Here is a 17,163-nt window from a genome sequence, read left to right on the forward strand (position 1 = left end):
AAAAGAAAAACGCCCCGGCGGACCGGGGCGTTCGTAGTTCGCTATTCGTGTCGGACTTCGATCAGGACCCCTTCGGGTTGATCTCGGCATAGTTGCCGTTCGCATCCCACTTGTAGACGACGTAGTCGAGCTGCTTGATGTCGCCCTTGGAGTCGTATTCGAGCTTGCCGATCACGGTATCCCACGAGCCCGCCTTGATGGCGTCCATCACCTTCTTGGGGTCGGTGGTGCCGGCCTTCTTCGCCGCTTGCGACCACACCTGCATCGCCGCGTAGGTGTAGAGCGTATAGCCTTCGGGATCGATGTTCTTGGCCTTGAACTTGTCCACGATGGCCGCCGCGGTCGGCTTCTTGCGCGGATCCGGACCGAAGGTGAAGAGGGTGCCTTCCGCGGCCGGCCCGGTGATCGAGGCGTATTCCTTGTCCGCCATCGCGTCGCCCGCCATCAGGATCGTCTTCAGGCCCTGGTCGCGCATCTGACGCAGGATTAGGCCGGCTTCCTGATGGTAGCCGCCGACATAGACGAGATCGATGTTCTCGCGCTTCAGGCGCGAGACGATCGCGTTGAAGTCCTTGTCGCCCTTGTTGTAGGACTCATACAGCTTCTCGGTCACGCCTGCCTTGTTGAGCGCCTTCTTGGTCTCGTCGGCCAGACCCTTGCCGTAGGTGGTCTTGTCGTTGAGGATCGCGATGTTTTTGCCCTTGAAGGTCTTCGCGATGTAGGCGGCGGCGACCGCACCCTGCTGGTCGTCACGGCCGCAGACGCGAGCGACGTTCCACAGCTTGCGCTCGGTGAAGGTCGGGTTGGTCGAGGCTGGCGTGATCTGCAACACATTGCCATCGGCGTAGGCCTCGGACGCCGGGATCGACGACGACGAACAGTAGTGGCCCGCGACGAACGGAATGCCGGCACCGGCAATCTTCTCGGCGACCGAGCGCGCCTGCTTAGGATCGCAAGCATCGTCCTCGACGTCGAGCGTGAGCTTCTTGCCGAGCAGGCCGCCTGCGGCGTTGAGGTCGGCCACCGCCATCTCCGCGCCGTTCTTCATCTGCCGTCCGAAGGCGGATTCGCCGCCGGTCATGGGACCGGCCACCGCAACGGTGAGGTCATCCGCTAGCGCTGCCGTCGAGAGCGCGAGCGTTGCGCCCAGAGCCAAGCCGAAGAGTTTGAGTGGTTTCATGAGAAATCCTCGAATGATCAATACGGACGTCCCGGGACGGCCGGGTGGTAAGACCGGCCGCATTGTGGCTGATTTTATCGCGAAGTCACCGGCAAAATTCGGGCAGATGGTGCTCGGAACGAATCTAAAACCGGCAGCTAGGCGTGGCGCCCGCCCTCGAGATAGGCGGCGCGGATCTCCGGCCGCTGCAGCAACTCAGCGCCCGAGCCGGCCAATGTGATCAGGCCGTTGACCAGCACATAGCCGCGATGCGCGAGTTTGAGCGCATGGTTGGCGTTCTGTTCGACGATCAGCACGGTCAACCCGTCCTGCCGGTTGAGCGTACGGATGGCGTCGAAAATTTGCCGCGCGATGAGGGGGGCGAGGCCAAGCGAGGGCTCATCCAAAAGTAGCAGGCGCGGGCGGCTCATCAGGGCGCGCCCGATCGCCAGCATCTGCTGCTCGCCGCCGGACAGGGTGCCGCCCCGCTGGTCCATCCGCTCCTTCAGCCGGGGGAACAGGGCGAACACGCGATCGAGACTGTTCGCGCGCTCGGCCTCGCTGGTCTCGGTGGCGTCGGCGCCCATCTGAAGGTTTTCCGCCACGCTCATGCGCGGGAAGATGCGCCGCCCTTCCGGCGATTGCGAGATTCTGAGCCGGGCGATCTGATGGGTCGGCACCTGCGTGATGTCGGCTCCGTCAAACAGGATGTGGCCGGAACTCGCGCGGGGCCGGCCGAAGATCGTCATCATCAAGGTCGACTTGCCGGCGCCGTTGGCGCCGATCAGCGCAACGATCTCGCCCGCCTTGATGTCGAGATCGACGCCCTTGAGCGCTTCGATCTTGCCATAGGCCGCGCGGAGATTGCGGATCGCGAGGAGGGGGGCGCTCACGCCTGAGCCTCCATCACGGCAATGGCCTCTTCTTCGTCGCTGCCGAGATAGGCCGCGATCACCTTCGGATCGTTGCGAACCTCGCTTGGCGCGCCCTCCGCGATCTTGACGCCATAGTCCATCACTATGACTCGATCGGAGATTTCCATCACGACGCTCATGTCGTGCTCGATCAGCAGGATCGAGGTGCCGTAATCGGCGCGGATCGAAAGCAGCAATTCGCTCAGTGCGCCGCTCTCGCGGGCGTTCAGGCCGGCCGCCGGCTCGTCCAGGCAGAGCAACGCCGGCTGCGTGCACATGGCGCGCGCGATCTCGAGCCGGCGCTGGTCGCCATAGGCGAGATTGCCGGCGGCGTCATCGGCGCGGTCGAGCAGGTTGACGCGCTTCAGCCAGACGATCGCATTGTCGATCGCTTGCCGCTCGGCGTGGCGATAAGACGGCACGCCGAGCAGACCGAGGAGCGTGAAGCCGGAGGCGCGCATCAAGGCGTTGTGCTGCGCCACCATGAGGTTCTCCAGCAAAGTCATGCCGGGGAACAGGCGGATGTTCTGAAAGGTGCGTGCGACCTTTGCGAGCTTCGAGATCCTGAAGTCGTTCAGCTTCTGCAACTCGAACTGTGCGCCATCGGGATGGGTGAGCCGGATCGTGCCGGAGGTCGGCCTGTAGAAGCCGGTGATGCAGTTGAAGACCGTGGTCTTGCCGGCCCCGTTGGGGCCGATCAGCGCGGTGATCTGCCGCGGCCCGGCCGCGAACGACAAGTCATTGACCGCAACGATGCCGCCAAACCGCATGGTCAGGTTTTCGACGGAGAGGATCGGCGGTACGGCAGCATCGGCCCTCATCCGTGGCCCTCCTTCACGAGGTCGGACGAGATCGCCTGCGCTTTCTGCAGATAGACGGTCGGCGCGCGGTGGCCGATGATGCCGCGGGGCCGCCAGATCATCAGCAGCACCATCGCCATGCCGAACACCAGCATGCGGTAGACCTCGAGGCTGCGGAAAAGCTCGAACCCGCCGATCATCGCGAGTGCCGCGAGTGCGACGCCGAGCTGCGAGCCCATGCCGCCGAGCACTACGATGGCCAGCACCAACGCCGATTCCTGGAAGGAGAAGGATTCGGGGCTGATGAAGCCTTGGCGCGTGGCGAAGAAGGCGCCGGCGAAACCGCCGAACATCGCCCCGGTTGCGAACGCCGTGAGTTTGGTCGTCGTGATGTTGATGCCGAGCGCGCGGCAGGCGATCTCGTCCTCGCGCAACGCTTCCCAGGCCCGTCCGATCGGCAGCCGGCGCAGCCGGATCGTGGCCCAGTTGGTCAGCAGCGCCAGCGCCAGGATCAGGTAGAACAGGAAGCCAAGCCGCTGGCTCGGCGAAAACGGGATCCCGAAGGCGGAGGCGAGGCCGTTCGGACCGGGGGTCAGCGTGTAGCCGAACAGGCTGGGGCGCGGGATTCCCGAGATGCCGTTGGGGCCGCCGGTCAGGTCCTGCCAGTTGATCAGGACCAGCCTGATGATTTCGCCAAAGGCCAGCGTCACGATGGCGAGATAGTCGCCGCGCAGCCGCAGCACGGGGAAACCGAGCAGCACGCCCCAGAATGCGGCGAGGATGCCGGCCAGCGGCAGGCAGATCCAGAACGACAGCCCGAAGCTGGTCGAGAGCAGGCCGTAGGAGTAAGCGCCGACCGCGTAGAACGCGACATAGCCGAGGTCGAGCAGACCCGCCAAGCCGACCACGATGTTCAGCCCCCAGCCCAACATCACATAGGTCAGGACCAGGATCGCCTGGTCGATAATATAGGGCTGCTTGTAGAAGATGACCGGAACCAGGAACGCGATGCCGAGCAGCGCCGGCGCGACGAACCGGCCTGCCGCCGCCATGCCGCGCCCGACCACGGGCGGGATCAGTCCGGCCGCGCCGCCGCGGGGCCCCAGCCAGAGCCGGAACAGTTCGACCGCGATCGATCCGATGAAGACTGCGCCAACGAGTTCGGCGAGTTCGTCGAAACGAGTCCAATAGATGAGCTGCCCGGTCGGGCCGGCTTCGGTCCTGACTCCGATCATCAGCGAGAACAGGCCAAGCGCGACCAGCGCACTCAGGAACGCTTTCTTGAAGATGGCGGCCGCCCCCATCGGTTGGGCGGTCTTCGACGATGCGGGATGTGGTGCGCTCACGCCGGACCCGTTCAGACTTTTTCGACTTCGGGCCGGCCGAGCAGGCCGGTCGGCAGGAAGATCAGCACCACGATCAGGATCGAGAACGCCGCGACGTCCTTGTACTCGACCGAGAAATAAGCCGACCAGAAGGTCTCGATCAGGCCGATCGCAAGGCCGCCAAGCATTGCCCCGGGCAGCGAGCCGATGCCCCCGAGCACCGCGGCCGTGAACGCCTTGATGCCGGCCACGAAGCCCATGAAGAAATCGACCAGGCCGTAATAGAGCAGATACATCATGCCGGCGACCGCAGCGAGCGCCGCGCCGATCACGAAGGTCATGGAGATGGTGCGGTCGACGTCGACGCCGAGCAGCGAGGCCATGGTCTGATCCTGCTCGCAGGCGCGCATGTCACGCCCGAGCCGGGTGCGCGACACCAGCCAGGTGAACAGCGCCAGCAGCACGATTGTCGTGACGACCACGACGATCTGGATGTTGGAGAGCTGCACGACAAAGCCATCGGAACTCTCGTGCAGGGTGTAGCCCCCGGTGACGATCGGCGGCACCGGCTTGACGCGCGCGCCTTGCGCGACCTGCGAATAGTTCGTCAGCACGAACGACATGCCGATCGCCGACAGCATCGGCGCGAGCCGGAACGAGTGTCGCAGCGGCCGGTAGGCGATCCGCTCGACGGTCCAGCCGTAGAGGGCGGTGGTTGCCATCGCAACCAGGAGCACGATCAGAAGGATCACCGGAACCGCTGTCATTCCGATCGAGACCAGGACCAGGAACGAGATCAGCGCGATGAACCCGCCGATCATGAAAATGTCGCCATGGGCGAAGTTGATCATGCCGACGATGCCATAGACCATCGTGTAGCCGATGGCGATCAGGCCATAGATGGAGCCGAGAACCAGGCCGTTGATGAGCTGCTGCGCGAAGTAATCCATTGACTACCGAGAGTGGTTCGCAAACGCGGCGAGGAGCGTGCGCCTCGAAGCGACGCATCTTGAGGTTCTAACAGCAAGGAACTGCGGGCGGCAACAGAGTGCGCTGCCGCAAATGCAGGCTTATCCCGCCTTCTTTGGCGGCGCCGCTACGGTTGTAACGGCCTCGCCGCAGAATTGCCGTGAATAGTCGCGGAGGAACGGATTGTTCCATGCAACGTTAGTTGGAGTTTTGGATTAGATAGCTGCGACGTTCACAAAGGGAGATCCTGCGATGAGCAGTCAGATGAACCAGAACCCCGGTCAACAGAACCCCGGTCAACAGAATCCCGGCCAACAGAGCCAGAATCCCAGCCAGAAACCTAACCAGAAACCCAATCAGAAGCCTGGCCAGCAGCAGCAGGGCGGCGGGCAACAGCCCGGCCAGCAACAGCAGGACCCGGGTCGGCAGCGCTAGTTCGCGTCGATGAATTCACAAGAAGGCCCCGCCCAGCGGTGGGGCCTTCTGCCTTGGCAGAGGGGCGCCTTTACCCTGGGGCGCCTGGCCCGCGGTCTTGAGCATGACTTGAGGATGACTTGTGAGGGGACGCCTTGGGCAGGAGCCTGCGCGCGCCGGGGGGGGGGGCAGGTACCAAAGCACCGGGCGCCGCAGTTAAGGTAAACGAAGGGTTTAAATTGCCCGCCGTAATTTCAGCGCGTTAACTCCGTCAGATCGGCACCACGGCCTTTCGGGCAGGGGGACGGCGGGAGAACAGTATGTTCAAGAACTGGCGGCTCAGTTCCTTCAGCGGCGCGCTGCTTGCGGCCTACTTCATCCCAGTATGGAGCATCATCGCGTTCCGGATCATGGTCGCGCCCGTTCATGGCCTGTTCGAGCGGCCCAACATCTCGGTTGCGCTGTTCGTCAGCGACTACCTGCATCTGGCCGGTGTCGGCACGGTGCGCGCAGCCTGGCTGCTGGCGCTGGCGCGGCTCACGGTCGCGGGCTTCTTTGCGATCTTCCTGATCCTGATCAGCTTGCCGGCCGCGCGCCGGACCGGAGCCGCCGACGAGACGCTTGGGATTGCGCTCGGCCTCGGCAGCGTCGTCAGCTTCTTCAGCATGATCGTGGCATCCCGGGTCGGGGAGGCCGAGGCGCTGCGGCTGCACGCGACCGAATTGATGCTGCTGCTTGGCACCGCGATCGTGATGCTGGTGGAGCAGCCGACGCAACTCCTGGCACGAACTGCAAGCGACGCGGGTGCGCCGCACGGGGCCGGACACTCGGCTGCGCCTACCGCCTGATCGCGGCTGGTCGGGCTCGCTGCGGCTTCAGATGTCGGTTGTTGCCTCGATGTCATTCAACCGGCCGATCTCCGTCATGACCCGTTCTATGACGGTCTCGACGGCCGCGGCCACTTGCGGCGTCATCGTGCGGCCTGCATCGAAGCAGCGACCCTCCACCGCATAGACGATCGTGGATATCGGGAGGCCGTCCAACTGGCGGGCGAGGGCGATCGCCTCGGCCAGACCGAAGGCATGACTCGAGGCGAGACGTGGGCGGGGCGGCATCTCGTCCTTGGCGGCATCGACACGATGGATGCGCCCGGGTGCTCCCATCGGGGCGGCGGCGTCAACGCAGATCAGCGCGTCGCAACTCGCCCAATCCGCGACAAGGCCGAGGAAATCGCCACGGCAAACGGCGAGCGCCACGCCGGGCGGCAGGCGTCCCGCCAATCGCTCCGCGACACGCACGCCAACGGCGTCATCGCCGCGGTCGATATTGCCGATGCCGAGGACGGCGATCCGCCGCTGTATAGAGGCGTTCACGATCGGTGGACCGTCAGATTCACAAAGTGCGTGGAGCAGGAAATGCAGGGATCGTAGTTGCGGATGGTCTGCTCGCAGCGAGCGCGGATGATCTCGTCCGGCTGGTCGAGCATCGAACCTGCAACGGCGGCGAGATCGGCCTCGATGCTCGGCTGATTCTGCGAGGTCGGCGGGACGATGCGCGCCCGCTCGATGCTTCCGTCCGATGCGAACTCATAGCGATGCCAGCAGATGCCGCGCGGCGCTTCGGTGCAGCCGAATCCGGTGGCCGCGCGGGGGACGAGGGGCACGGCGGCGACCGCCGGCTGCTCATAGGCTGCGATGATGCGAAGCGCTTCCTCACAGGCGAACAGGATTTCGAGCGCCCGCACCACAATGCTCTGATAAGGATTCCGGCACACCGGAGATAGGCCGACCTCCTCGGCGAGCGTCTGGACCGCCGATGGCAGGCGGTCGAAATTCAGCGCGTAGCGGGCGAGCGGGCCGACCAGATAGGCGCCGCGTCGCTTCAACAGCGCATGCAGCGCGGTCGAGTGCGGAACGTGCCGCTCCTCGAACTCCGATTCGTAATCGGCGATGTCGATATCGATGTCGCGGCTGGAGACGAGCCGCCCTTCGTTGAAGGGATATTCGTCGGAGTGGCGCAGCGCCACGAATTCGTAGTCCTGCTCGTAATCCGGAAAGGGGAAGGTTGCGACCCAGCGCACCAGCTGAACGGCGATGTCGCGCGCATTCTCCAGCCGAGCGGCGAGCGGCTGCAACTCGGCGCGGCTCGGCACGCGATGGAAGCCGCCGGGCTTGACATTGACCGGATGGATCTCGCGTCCGCCGAGCACACGCATGATCTCGTTGCCGGCCTTCTTCAGCGTGAGCGCATTGCGGACTACCTCGCCATGCTGCTGCGCCATCCGGATCGCGTCGGGAAAGCCCAGGAAGTCGGGCGCATGCAGCATCACGACATGCAGGGCATGGCTCTCGATCCATTCTCCGCAATAGATCAGCCGGCGCAAGGCGCGGAGCTGGCCCTCGACCTTGGCCCCAAACGCGTTCTCGATCGCATGGACCACGCTCATCTGATAGGCGATCGGGCAGATGCCGCAGATCCGCGCGACGATGTCGGGCGTCTCGGCGTATCCGCGCCCGCGCAGGAACGCCTCGAAGAAGCGCGGCGGCTCGAAGATGCGTAGCTGCGCCGAGGCGACTTTGCCGTCAACGATCGCGATGTCCAGCGCGCCTTCGCCCTCGACCCGGGCGAGATAGTCGACCTTGATTGACTTAGTCGGCATGGGCCTCGCTTTCCTTTCGGAACGGTTCGGCTGCGGCGTTGAAGGTCTGCAGGGCGCGGCTGACATCGCGTGCGCTGGCGCCCAGCGCGCGCCACTCGCGCGCCAAGGCCGCCATGTTGGGTGTCTCCATCGGGCCGTAGCAGCCGTAGCAGCCGCGCCGGTAGGCCGGACAGATCGCGCCACAGCCCGCATGGGTCACCGGTCCGAGGCACGGCTGGCCTTGAACCATCACGCAGACCGTGCCGCGCTGCTTGCACTCGATGCAGACGCTATGGGAGGGGATCGCGGGCTTACGTCCGGCAAGGAAGGCCGAGATCACCTCGATGAGCTGATGCTTGTTGATCGGGCAGCCATGCAGTTCGTAGTCGACGGTGACATGCGCCGAGATCGGCGTCGAAGTGGCGAGCGTGGAGATGTAGTGCGGGGAGGCATAGACCGCGGCGACGAAATCGTTCACGTCGGCGAAATTGCGCAACGCCTGGATGCCGCCGGCCGTAGCACAGGCGCCGATCGTCACCAGATGCCTGGATTGCTGTCTCACCATCATGATGCGTTCCGCGTCGTGCGCGGTGGTGATCGACCCTTCGACCAGCGAGAGATCGTAAGGGCCGTCGAGAACGGCGCTCGAAGCTTCCGGAAAATTGGCGATCTCGACCGCGCCGGCCAGTGTCAGGAGTTCGTCCTCGCAATCCAGCAGCGACAGCTGGCAACCGTCGCAGGAGGCGAATTTCCAGACCGCGAGCCGCGGGCGCCTGTCTCGGTCGATCACCTGCTCCATCTCAAATCTCCCGGACAGCGAAGATGCGTTCGATCCGGTCGAATCGCATCACGGGACCGTCCTTGCAGATGAAGGCCGGTCCGAACTGGCAGTGGCCGCAAAGGCCGATGGCGCACTTCATGTTGCGCTCCATCGACAGATAGATGCGGTCCGACGCGACGCCGGCATCGCGCAGCGCATTGGCGGTGAACCGCATCATGATCTCCGGGCCGCAGACCAGCGCGACGGCGTTATGCGGGTCGAACGGAATGCGCGGGATCAGGGCAGGCACTACACCGACATGGCCGCGCCAGGTCTTGTCGGCATGATCGACGGTGACCTCGACGCTGATGTCGAGTTGCCGGCGCCATGACGCGAGCTCGTCTCGGAACAGAATATCCGCAGGGTTTCGGCAGCCGACCAGGATCGCGACGCGGCCATAACGAGCGCGATTGGCGAGCACATGGGTGATGGCCGGACGCAGCGGGGCGAGACCAAGGCCGCCGGCCACGATGAGGATGTCGGAGCCTTCCGCCTCGGTGACCGGCCACGCCGTGCCGAACGGGCCACGAACGCCAAGCGTGGCGCCGACCTCGAGCGCAGCGATCGCCTGGCTCACGGCGCCGACATCCCGCACCGTATGCATGAAGCCTGTGGTGTCCGCGCAGTCGCCGCTGATGCTGATCGCGGCTTCGCCGACGGCAAACGCATAGAGCATGTTGAACTGGCCCGGCGCGTAGCTGGGCCGAGACCCTTGGGACGGTGCGATCTGTAGCGTCACGACGTCCGGCAATTCGCGGCGGAGATGCGTGACGCGATAAAGCTGTGGCACGAAGGGATCGCTCCGGGGTGGTGCGATCGGCACGGTCATCTCAGCGCTTTCCATAGACGTTGAGGATCTGCAGCCGCGTGTCGTGGAGGCGTTGCACCAGGATGGGAGCAAAGCGCTTCATCATTTCATAGCCCAGATGATGGTCGGCATCGCATTTGCCGCGCAGGCATTTTGCGTCGATGCCGATTGCACGCACCAGCTCGACAGCGCGGGCATCGAAGGTCCACCGATAGGGCGGTAGCAGCCACGAAGCGCCGACGATCTCGCCTTCGCCGAGCGTCGACATGACGATCGGCGGCTGGCCGGGCGCAGCAATTTCCAGCGCGACCTTGCCGTGTCGGATCAGGAAAAACTCGTCTGCCGCATCGCCTTCGTGGAACAGATATTGGCCAGGGTCGAAGCGATGATTGCGGGCGCAGCCGGACACCAGCGCGATCTGGTCTGCAGGGCATCCGGCGAAGAAGGCATGTTCCTTCAGGATCTGCTCAAGTCCCACCATGCTGTTCTCCGCTGGTCGGGTTGGCGCGGATAGCGGCCGCTTCCTCGGTGATGTCGATGCCGACCGGGCACCAGGTGATGCAGCGTCCGCAGCCGACGCAGCCGGACGTGCCGAACTGGTCGATCCAGCTCGCAAGCTTGTGGGTGATCCATTGCCGATAGCGCGCGCCGCCGCTCCGCCGCACGCTGCCGCCGTGCAGATAGGAGAAATCCAGCGTGAAGCAGGAATCCCATTTGCGGACGCGCTCGGCCGTGTCACCGGTGAGATCGCTATGGTCTTCGACCGTCGTGCAGAAGCAGGTCGGACAAACCATGGTGCAGTTGCCGCAGGTGAGACATCGCTCGGCGACCGTGTCCCAGCGTGGATGGTTCGGGCTGGCTTGCAGCAGATCCTTGATGCCATCGGTGTCGAGCGTCCGGCCCATCTGGCTTCGCGTACGCGCCACCACCGCGGCCGCTGCCGCGAGATCTGCGTCATCCGCAGCGCCATGGGGCAGGCGGCCGAGCAGCGCGGCCCCCTGGTCGCTGCCGGCCTCGACTAGGAAATCGTGACGCAGTTCGTCATGCAACTCGGTCAGCGCGAGATCGAAGCCGCTCTCCACCTGCGGTCCCGTGCCCATCGAGGCGCAGAAGCACGTGCCTCCGGCCTCAGCACAATTCACCGCGACGATGAACGCGTCCTGGCGCCGCGACGTATAGCCGACGTCTGCGTAAGGGCCGGTTGAAAACACCTTGTCCTGGATGGCGATGGCGTGAATTTCGCAGGCCCTGACGCCGACGAAGGCGAATTTGCGCGGAGCCGGAGGAGGCGGTTCGATTGCAAATCCATCCTCGCCGCGGTGTGCGGTCCACAGCGTCGCGACCGGCGGATGGAGGAACCGCTTCCAGGATTGCGGCCCGACGGCAAAGCCGAACAGCGCGTCATCGGTCCGCCGCTCCAGGCGATATTTGCCGGCGTCCTGGCGGTCGGTCCACCCGGCGGGAAGTTGTGAGAGCTTGGCGATCTCGTCATAGGCGATCGCGCCATCACGCACGGTCGGCCCCAGCACGCAGTGATCCGAGGCCAGCGCGTCGATCAGCGCCTGCAGGGCATCGCGCGACATGATCGCCTTTGTTCCTTTGGCCAGCGGTGCGGACGTGGCAGACGGATCGGAGCCCGTCGCCGCCGGTTCGGTGACGCTCTGCGAGATCTCTCGATTCCGGCGATCTTCGGACATGCGGCCTCGATGGCCTTCTCAAACGGCCTTGCTCGGGTCGGCGGAGACTTAACAGTCCCGCCCGCTGTGGCCGTTGACCTTGATCAAGCCCGGCGTGCCGTCGTTGGAGGGGCAGGGCTATCGCATATGGCTGGAAATAGCTTCGAGCAGTCTTCTTTGCGGCCATCCTTCGAGACGCCCGCCGGCGGCGGGCTCCTCAGGATGATGACGTTTTCCACGGCGAAGTCGTAGACCCTCATGGTGAGGGCACGGCAAAGCCGCGCGTCTCGAACCATGAGGCCCCGCGCCTGCTTGACGCCATATGCGATAGCCCTGGTTGGAGGGGCGAATCGAAATCGCATGGAGTCAGGGCACGCGCTGGCACCATGATCGGCGGCGAAGCCGCGAGGCTTTCACGTTGGCTGTGCGCGGCTGCGGCAGACGCGACGAAGATCGATCGGCAAAGATCGATCAGCGTTGCGTCAGGAAACCCAGCACCGCGTCATTGAAGGCGAGCGTCGCCTCGATGTTCGAGATGTGCGCCGCGTCGAGGATGGTCATGCTGGCACCTGGGATCTGGCTGCGGATCGCTTCCGCCATCGTGATCGGCGTCGAGCGGTCGTAGCGGCCCGCAATCACCAGCGTCGGGCTCTTGATCTTCGGCAACGCCTCGCGCAGGTCGAGCGTCCGCAGCGCCTCGCAGGAGGCAAGATAGCCCTCGACCGGGGTGGCCAGCAGCATCGCTTTCATCCGCTGGGCGATTTCGGGATTGCGGCCGCGGAACTCCTCCGTCAGCCAGCCCGCGATCACGGTGTCGGCGACCGCGGCCAGCCCGCCTTCCTTGACGGCCTTGATGCGGGTGTCCCAGATGGTCGGGTCCGGATAATGGCAGGCGGTGTTGGCGAGCACGATCTTGCCGAGCCGCTCCGGCGCGTTGGCGCCGAGCCATTGCCCGACCATGCCGCCCATCGACAACCCGCACCAATGCACCTTCTCGATGTTGAGGTCGTCGAGGATCGCGAGCACGTCGCGGCCGAATCGCTCGACCGAATAGGGGCCTGGCGGGACGCTAGATCGGCCGTGGCCGCGGCGGTCATAGCGGATCACGCGGAATACCTGCGTGAGGGCGCGCATCTGTGGCTCCCACATTTGTAGGGTACAGCCGAGCGAGTTCGACAGCATCAGGGTCGGCCCACCGTCGCGGCCCTCGACCGTGACGTTGAGGAGGCAACCGTCGGCATCGATCATCGGCATGAGGCAAGGTCCTTGTCCTGGTGTTCCGGCGCCCAAATTCGCCCCTCCCGTTCGGAGCCAATTCAGCGCGCTGCATCGGCGATTCTGCATCGCCCGCGTTCATCCGCCACTCTTTCCTTTGTGACGGCCGTGCATTAGGTGAATACCCTAAACCAAACCATCCGGGGAGCTTCCACATGGCGATGACGATGACAGGCGAGGTTCAACTGCCGGCACCGCGCGAGGCCGTGTGGGCCAAGCTCAACGATCCCGAGGTTCTCAAGGCTTGCATCCCCGGCTGCGAGGAATTGGAGAGGACCGAGGACAACGGCTTCCGCGCCACGGCCAAAATGAAGGTCGGACCGGTCTCGGCGCGCTTCAAGGGCAAGGTGACGTTGAGCGATCTCGACCCGCCCAATGGCTACAAGATCACGGGCGAAGGAGAGGGCGGCGTGGCCGGCTTCGCCAAGGGCGGTGCCACGGTCGGGCTGTCCGATAAGGACGGCGGTACGCTGCTCTCCTACAACGTCGAGGCGCAGATCGGCGGCAAGCTCGCCCAGCTCGGCCAGCGCCTGATCAACGGCGCCGCGAAGAAACTCGCCGACGAGTTTTTCGCCAATTTTGCCAAGGCCGTGCAGGGATAAATTCGACCAATCACGTCAGTTGGGCGAGGGGTCGGCGAGGTTGCCCACCGCCGATCCGGCCCATATGATGGTTTTCGACTGATTTTGCCGGGCTGTGCTGCAGTGCAATGCTGTGGCGCCGATAATAGAGAGTCCTGAATGGCCAAAATTTCCCTGATTGTGAACGGTAACCCCGTCACGGCGAATGTCGACCCGCGGACGCTGCTCGTGCAGTTCCTGCGCGAGAATCTGCGCCTGACCGGGACCCATGTCGGCTGCGACACGTCGCAATGCGGCGCCTGCGTCGTGCATCTCGACGGCAAGGCGGTGAAGTCCTGCACGACCCTCGCCGTGATGGCCGACGGCCATGAGGTCAAGACCATCGAGGGGTTGGCGCCGGATGGTGCGCCGCTGCATCCGATGCAGGAGGCATTCCGCGAAAATCACGGCCTGCAATGCGGTTTCTGCACGCCCGGCATGATCATGACCGCCGTCGACATGGTGCATCGCAAGGGCCACGATCTCAGCGAGGAAACCATCCGGGAGGAGCTGGAAGGCAATCTCTGCCGCTGCACCGGCTATCAGAACATCGTGCAATCGATCGCCGCCGGCGCCAAGGCCATGGCGAAATCCGATCTCGCATAATTCCCGCGCATTCGCGCGTCAGGACATTTCCCATGTACGAATTCAAATATCACCGTCCGGGCACCGTGCGGCAGGCGGCCAATCTTCTGGTCAAGAACGAAGACGCCAAGCTGATCGCCGGCGGCCACACGCTGCTTCCCGTGATGAAGCAGCGGCTGGCGAGTCCGCCGCATCTGGTCGACCTCTCGCATATCGAGGGGCTCAACGAGATCGAGATCAAAGGCCGCGCGCTGGTGATCGGCGCCACCGCCCGTCACGCCGAGGTTGCCAATTCCCCGACCGTCGGTGAGGCGATCCCGGCGCTGGCCCATCTCGCCGGCTTGATCGGCGATCCCGCCGTGCGCCACCGCGGCACCATCGGCGGCTCGCTCGCCAACAACGATCCGACGGCGGATTATCCCGCCGCCTGCCTCGCGCTCGGCGCCACCATCGTCACCAACAAGCGCAAGCTGAAGGCGGAAGAGTACTTCCAGGGCCTGTTCACGACCGCGCTGGAGGGCGACGAGATCATCACCAAGGTCAGCTTCCCGCTGCCGAAGAAGGCGGCCTATGTGAAATTTCGCAATCAGGCCTCGCGCTACGCGCTGGTCGGCGTGTTCGTGGCGCGGCGTCCGTCGGATGTGCGGGTGGCGGTCACCGGCGCCGGAGCCGATGGCGTGTTCCGGGTCACCGCGTTCGAGGAAGCCTTGCAGAAGCGGTTCTCGCCCAAGGTGCTGGAAGGGATTCCGGTGTCGCATGAGGGCCTGAACAGCGACATCCATGGCAGTGCCGAATATCGCGCGCATCTGATCGGCGTGTTGGCGCGGCGTGCGGTGGAAGCCGCCAATGCCGAGGCCAAAGCGTCGGCAGAATCGGAGGCTCCGGCTTCGTGAGACCGGCTGTAGCGAGCAAGAGGCGGGCGGGCGCATGAGTGCAGCGGCATTGCCAGGATCTGTCGACGGGATGCTCGAGCTGCTCTCTTCGCGCGGCTATCTCGCCGAGCGCTCGCTGGCGACGGTGACCTATCTGGCGTTGCGCATGGGGCGGCCGCTGTTTCTGGAGGGCGAGGCCGGGGTCGGCAAGACCGAGATCGCCAAGGTCCTGTCGGCCGCGCTCGGGCGCAAGCTGATTCGCCTGCAATGCTATGAGGGGCTCGACGTGGCCTCGGCCGTCTATGAGTGGAATAGCGCCGCGCAGATGATCGCGATCCGGCTGGCGGAAGCCGGTGGCGATGTCGACCGCGAGCAGCTCTCTTCCGACATTTTCGCCGAGCGCTATCTGATCAAGCGCCCATTGCTGCAGGCGCTGGAGCCTGATGTGGCGGGCGCACCGGTGCTCCTGATCGACGAGCTCGATCGCGCCGACGAAGCGTTCGAGGCGTATCTCCTGGAGATACTGTCCGACTTCCAGGTCACGATCCCGGAGTTCGGCACCGTCAAGGCGCCGCATCCGCCCATCGTGATCATCACCTCGAACCGCACCCGCGAGATCCACGACGCGCTGAAGCGCCGCTGCCTCTATCACTGGGTCGAATATCCCTCGGCCGAGCGCGAGCTCGCGATCGTCAAGACGCGGCTGCCCGGCATCTCGCAGCGGCTGTCGCAGCAGATCGTGCGCTTCGTGCAGGCGCTTCGTAACCAGGATTTCTACAAGTCACCGGGGGTGGCCGAGACGCTCGACTGGGCGACCGCACTGACCGAGCTGGATGCCCGCGGGCTGACGGCCGAGGTGGTCGGCGACACGATCGGGGCGCTGTTGAAGTACCAGGACGATATCGCGCGCATGCAGGGCGATGCGCTGCAAAAGGTGATCAAGGACGCGACGAGCGAGAGTTAGTTCTCCGTCATTCCGGGGCGATGCGTCAGCATCGAACCCGGAATCTCGAGGTTCCGGGTTCGCTCGTTTCACTCGCGCCCCGGAACGACGAAATGGATAGAGCTGTGCCCACGCCAATCAACCATCTCGCCCCTCCCACCGGCGCGATCGCCGACAATATCGCGGGCTTTGCCCGGGCCTTGCGCGGCGCGGGCCTGCCGGTCGGGCCGGGCGCGGTGATCGATGCGATGACGGCGCTGGAGGCGATCGACATCGGCAAGCGCGCCGACGTCTTCACCACGCTGGAATCGATCTTCGTCAAGCGCCACGAGCACGCGCTGATCTTCGCCCAGGCCTTTGAGCTGTTCTTCCGCGCCGCCGAAGAGTGGAAGTCGATGCTGGATTCGGTGCCGCTGCCGGATCACGCCAAGAAGAAGCCGAAGCCGGCGTCGCGTCGTGTCCAGGAGGCGATGGCGCAGCCGCAGATGCACGAGGAGCCGCAGACGCTGGAGCAGGACCTGCGGCTGTCGGTATCCGACCGCGAGGTGCTGCAGAAGAAGGATTTCGCGCAGATGAGCGCGGCCGAGATCGCCGAGGTGACGCGCGCGATCGAAAAGATGCGGCTGCCGCAGGCGGAGCTCAGGACGCGCCGCCACAAGCCGGATCCGAAGGGCGCGCGCATCGACATGCGCAAGACCTTGCGCGAGGCGCTGCGCACCGAGGGCGAGATCATCAACATCCAGCGGTTGGGACGGATCGAGAAGCCGGCGCCGATCGTGGCGCTGCTCGATATTTCCGGCTCCATGAGCGAATATACCCGCCTGTTCCTGCATTTCCTGCACGCCATCACCGACGCCCGCAAGCGCGTCTCGGTGTTCCTGTTCGGCACAAGGCTGACCAATGTGAGTCGCGCGCTGCGGCAGCGCGATCCGGACGAGGCGCTCGCGAGCTGCTCGGCCTCGGTCGAGGATTGGGCTGGCGGCACCCGCATTGCGACCTCGCTGCATACGTTCAACAAGCTGTGGGCGCGGCGGGTGCTCGGGCAGGGCGCCATCGTGCTGCTGATTTCCGACGGGCTGGAGCGCGAGGCCGATGACAAGCTCGCCTTCGAGATGGACCGGCTGCACCGCTCCTGCCGACGCCTGATCTGGCTGAACCCGCTGCTCCGCTACTCAGGCTTCGAGGCCAAGGCGCAGGGCATCAAATTGATGCTGCCCCACGTTGACGAATTCCGGCCCGTGCATAACTTGACCTCGATCGGGACGCTGATCTCGGCGCTATCGTCCCCGCTGTCCGCCCATCACCGCAGCGCGATCCGTCCCGCAGCCTGAATTCCGCAAGGAGG

At 64.8% G+C, this 17,163-nt stretch carries 19 protein-coding genes; 7 read left to right on the top strand and 12 right to left on the bottom strand.

The features are described 5' to 3' along the window. Positions 1-61: 61 nt before the first annotated feature. The 5 genes from QX034_RS24840 to QX034_RS24860 form a co-directional block, all read right to left on the bottom strand. The gene (locus QX034_RS24840; protein ID WP_315706011.1) at positions 62-1,180 is read right to left on the bottom strand and encodes a branched-chain amino acid ABC transporter substrate-binding protein; all 1,119 of its coding nucleotides are present in this window, start codon (positions 1,178-1,180) and stop codon (positions 62-64) included. Between the two features lie 137 nt (positions 1,181-1,317). Continuing rightward, positions 1,318-2,052, bottom strand: coding sequence for an ABC transporter ATP-binding protein (locus QX034_RS24845; RefSeq protein ID WP_315706010.1), 735 nt, complete (start codon positions 2,050-2,052; stop codon positions 1,318-1,320). Continuing rightward, a complete protein-coding gene (locus QX034_RS24850) occupies positions 2,049-2,894 on the bottom strand; it encodes an ABC transporter ATP-binding protein (protein ID WP_315706009.1) in 846 nt (281 codons plus the stop codon). The genes QX034_RS24845 and QX034_RS24850 overlap by 4 nt, the downstream gene beginning before the upstream one ends. Next, on the bottom strand, positions 2,891-4,177 hold the full coding sequence (gene livM, locus QX034_RS24855) for a high-affinity branched-chain amino acid ABC transporter permease LivM (RefSeq protein ID WP_315706337.1): 1,287 nt from the start codon (positions 4,175-4,177) through the stop codon (positions 2,891-2,893). The genes QX034_RS24850 and livM overlap by 4 nt, the downstream gene beginning before the upstream one ends. A 53-nt stretch (positions 4,178-4,230) precedes the next feature. After that, positions 4,231-5,148 (bottom strand): ABC transporter permease subunit, encoded by a 918-nt coding sequence (locus QX034_RS24860; protein WP_315706008.1) that lies wholly within the window; start codon positions 5,146-5,148, stop codon positions 4,231-4,233. Positions 5,149-5,419: 271 nt separating this feature from the next. On the opposite strand from QX034_RS24860, the gene QX034_RS24865 reads away from it, so the two are divergent. Then, on the top strand, positions 5,420-5,602 hold the full coding sequence (locus QX034_RS24865) for a hypothetical protein (protein WP_315706007.1): 183 nt from the start codon (positions 5,420-5,422) through the stop codon (positions 5,600-5,602). Positions 5,603-5,901: 299 nt separating this feature from the next. Beyond that, the gene (locus tag QX034_RS24870; RefSeq protein ID WP_315706006.1) at positions 5,902-6,429 is read left to right on the top strand and encodes a hypothetical protein; all 528 of its coding nucleotides are present in this window, start codon (positions 5,902-5,904) and stop codon (positions 6,427-6,429) included. Positions 6,430-6,456: 27 nt separating this feature from the next. Here the strand turns inward: QX034_RS24870 and QX034_RS24875 are convergent, their stop codons facing one another. The 7 genes from QX034_RS24875 to pcaD all read right to left on the bottom strand — a co-directional run bounded on the left by QX034_RS24875 (position 6,457) and on the right by pcaD (position 12,777). Then, positions 6,457-6,954, bottom strand: a complete 498-nt coding sequence (locus QX034_RS24875; protein WP_315706005.1) for a hydrogenase maturation protease — start codon at positions 6,952-6,954, stop codon at positions 6,457-6,459. Next, positions 6,951-8,240 carry a Ni/Fe hydrogenase subunit alpha gene (locus QX034_RS24880; protein WP_315706004.1) on the bottom strand — a complete coding sequence of 430 codons (1,290 nt, stop codon included), beginning with the start codon at positions 8,238-8,240 and terminating at the stop codon, positions 6,951-6,953. Before QX034_RS24880 ends, QX034_RS24875 begins: the two co-directional genes overlap by 4 nt. Then, on the bottom strand, positions 8,230-9,018 hold the full coding sequence (locus QX034_RS24885; RefSeq protein ID WP_315706003.1) for an oxidoreductase: 789 nt from the start codon (positions 9,016-9,018) through the stop codon (positions 8,230-8,232). Before QX034_RS24885 ends, QX034_RS24880 begins: the two co-directional genes overlap by 11 nt. A gap of 1 nt (position 9,019) precedes the next feature. After that, complete coding sequence (locus QX034_RS24890) at positions 9,020-9,868, bottom strand: FAD/NAD(P)-binding protein (RefSeq protein WP_315741418.1); 849 nt, start codon at positions 9,866-9,868, stop codon at positions 9,020-9,022. Between the two features lies 1 nt (position 9,869). Beyond that, on the bottom strand, positions 9,870-10,328 hold the full coding sequence (locus tag QX034_RS24895) for a cyclic nucleotide-binding domain-containing protein (protein ID WP_315706001.1): 459 nt from the start codon (positions 10,326-10,328) through the stop codon (positions 9,870-9,872). Further along, positions 10,315-11,544, bottom strand: a complete 1,230-nt coding sequence (locus QX034_RS24900) for a 4Fe-4S dicluster domain-containing protein (protein WP_315741417.1) — start codon at positions 11,542-11,544, stop codon at positions 10,315-10,317. Before QX034_RS24900 ends, QX034_RS24895 begins: the two co-directional genes overlap by 14 nt. A 450-nt stretch (positions 11,545-11,994) precedes the next feature. Continuing rightward, complete coding sequence (pcaD, locus tag QX034_RS24905) at positions 11,995-12,777, bottom strand: 3-oxoadipate enol-lactonase (protein ID WP_315741416.1); 783 nt, start codon at positions 12,775-12,777, stop codon at positions 11,995-11,997. 176 nt (positions 12,778-12,953) lie between these two features. On the opposite strand from pcaD, the gene QX034_RS24910 reads away from it, so the two are divergent. From QX034_RS24910 to QX034_RS24930, 5 genes are all read left to right on the top strand, one after another. Then, positions 12,954-13,400, top strand: a complete 447-nt coding sequence (locus QX034_RS24910) for a carbon monoxide dehydrogenase subunit G (RefSeq protein ID WP_315705998.1) — start codon at positions 12,954-12,956, stop codon at positions 13,398-13,400. 138 nt (positions 13,401-13,538) lie between these two features. Continuing rightward, a complete protein-coding gene (locus tag QX034_RS24915; protein WP_315705997.1) occupies positions 13,539-14,024 on the top strand; it encodes a (2Fe-2S)-binding protein in 486 nt (161 codons plus the stop codon). Positions 14,025-14,056: 32 nt separating this feature from the next. Then, complete coding sequence (locus QX034_RS24920) at positions 14,057-14,896, top strand: xanthine dehydrogenase family protein subunit M (RefSeq protein ID WP_315705996.1); 840 nt, start codon at positions 14,057-14,059, stop codon at positions 14,894-14,896. 34 nt (positions 14,897-14,930) lie between these two features. Beyond that, positions 14,931-15,839 carry a MoxR family ATPase gene (locus QX034_RS24925; protein WP_315705995.1) on the top strand — a complete coding sequence of 303 codons (909 nt, stop codon included), beginning with the start codon at positions 14,931-14,933 and terminating at the stop codon, positions 15,837-15,839. 92 nt (positions 15,840-15,931) lie between these two features. Next, positions 15,932-17,149, top strand: a complete 1,218-nt coding sequence (locus tag QX034_RS24930; RefSeq protein WP_315705994.1) for a VWA domain-containing protein — start codon at positions 15,932-15,934, stop codon at positions 17,147-17,149. Positions 17,150-17,163: the final 14 nt, after the last annotated feature.

The sequence above is a fragment of the Bradyrhizobium sp. SZCCHNR3119 genome (assembly GCF_032487775.1).
Classification (GTDB): domain Bacteria; phylum Pseudomonadota; class Alphaproteobacteria; order Rhizobiales; family Xanthobacteraceae; genus Bradyrhizobium.

What these genes read in the sequence shown, in the direction of transcription:
- QX034_RS24840 (WP_315706011.1), bottom strand. Translation starts at nt 1,180, where the DNA reads ATGAAACCACTCAAACTCTTCGGCTTGGCTCTGGGCGCAACGCTCGCG.
- QX034_RS24850 (WP_315706009.1), bottom strand. Translation starts at nt 2,894, where the DNA reads ATGAGGGCCGATGCTGCCGTACCGCCGATCCTCTCCGTCGAAAACCTG.
- livM (WP_315706337.1), bottom strand. Translation starts at nt 4,177, where the DNA reads ATGGGGGCGGCCGCCATCTTCAAGAAAGCGTTCCTGAGTGCGCTGGTC.
- QX034_RS24860 (WP_315706008.1), bottom strand. Translation starts at nt 5,148, where the DNA reads ATGGATTACTTCGCGCAGCAGCTCATCAACGGCCTGGTTCTCGGCTCC.
- QX034_RS24865 (WP_315706007.1), top strand. Translation starts at nt 5,420, where the DNA reads ATGAGCAGTCAGATGAACCAGAACCCCGGTCAACAGAACCCCGGTCAA.
- QX034_RS24870 (WP_315706006.1), top strand. Translation starts at nt 5,902, where the DNA reads ATGTTCAAGAACTGGCGGCTCAGTTCCTTCAGCGGCGCGCTGCTTGCG.
- QX034_RS24880 (WP_315706004.1), bottom strand. Translation starts at nt 8,240, where the DNA reads ATGCCGACTAAGTCAATCAAGGTCGACTATCTCGCCCGGGTCGAGGGC.
- QX034_RS24885 (WP_315706003.1), bottom strand. Translation starts at nt 9,018, where the DNA reads ATGGAGCAGGTGATCGACCGAGACAGGCGCCCGCGGCTCGCGGTCTGG.
- QX034_RS24890 (WP_315741418.1), bottom strand. Translation starts at nt 9,868, where the DNA reads ATGACCGTGCCGATCGCACCACCCCGGAGCGATCCCTTCGTGCCACAG.
- QX034_RS24895 (WP_315706001.1), bottom strand. Translation starts at nt 10,328, where the DNA reads ATGGTGGGACTTGAGCAGATCCTGAAGGAACATGCCTTCTTCGCCGGA.
- QX034_RS24900 (WP_315741417.1), bottom strand. Translation starts at nt 11,544, where the DNA reads ATGTCCGAAGATCGCCGGAATCGAGAGATCTCGCAGAGCGTCACCGAA.
- pcaD (WP_315741416.1), bottom strand. Translation starts at nt 12,777, where the DNA reads ATGCCGATGATCGATGCCGACGGTTGCCTCCTCAACGTCACGGTCGAG.
- QX034_RS24910 (WP_315705998.1), top strand. Translation starts at nt 12,954, where the DNA reads ATGGCGATGACGATGACAGGCGAGGTTCAACTGCCGGCACCGCGCGAG.
- QX034_RS24915 (WP_315705997.1), top strand. Translation starts at nt 13,539, where the DNA reads ATGGCCAAAATTTCCCTGATTGTGAACGGTAACCCCGTCACGGCGAAT.
- QX034_RS24920 (WP_315705996.1), top strand. Translation starts at nt 14,057, where the DNA reads ATGTACGAATTCAAATATCACCGTCCGGGCACCGTGCGGCAGGCGGCC.
- QX034_RS24925 (WP_315705995.1), top strand. Translation starts at nt 14,931, where the DNA reads ATGAGTGCAGCGGCATTGCCAGGATCTGTCGACGGGATGCTCGAGCTG.
- QX034_RS24930 (WP_315705994.1), top strand. Translation starts at nt 15,932, where the DNA reads ATGGATAGAGCTGTGCCCACGCCAATCAACCATCTCGCCCCTCCCACC.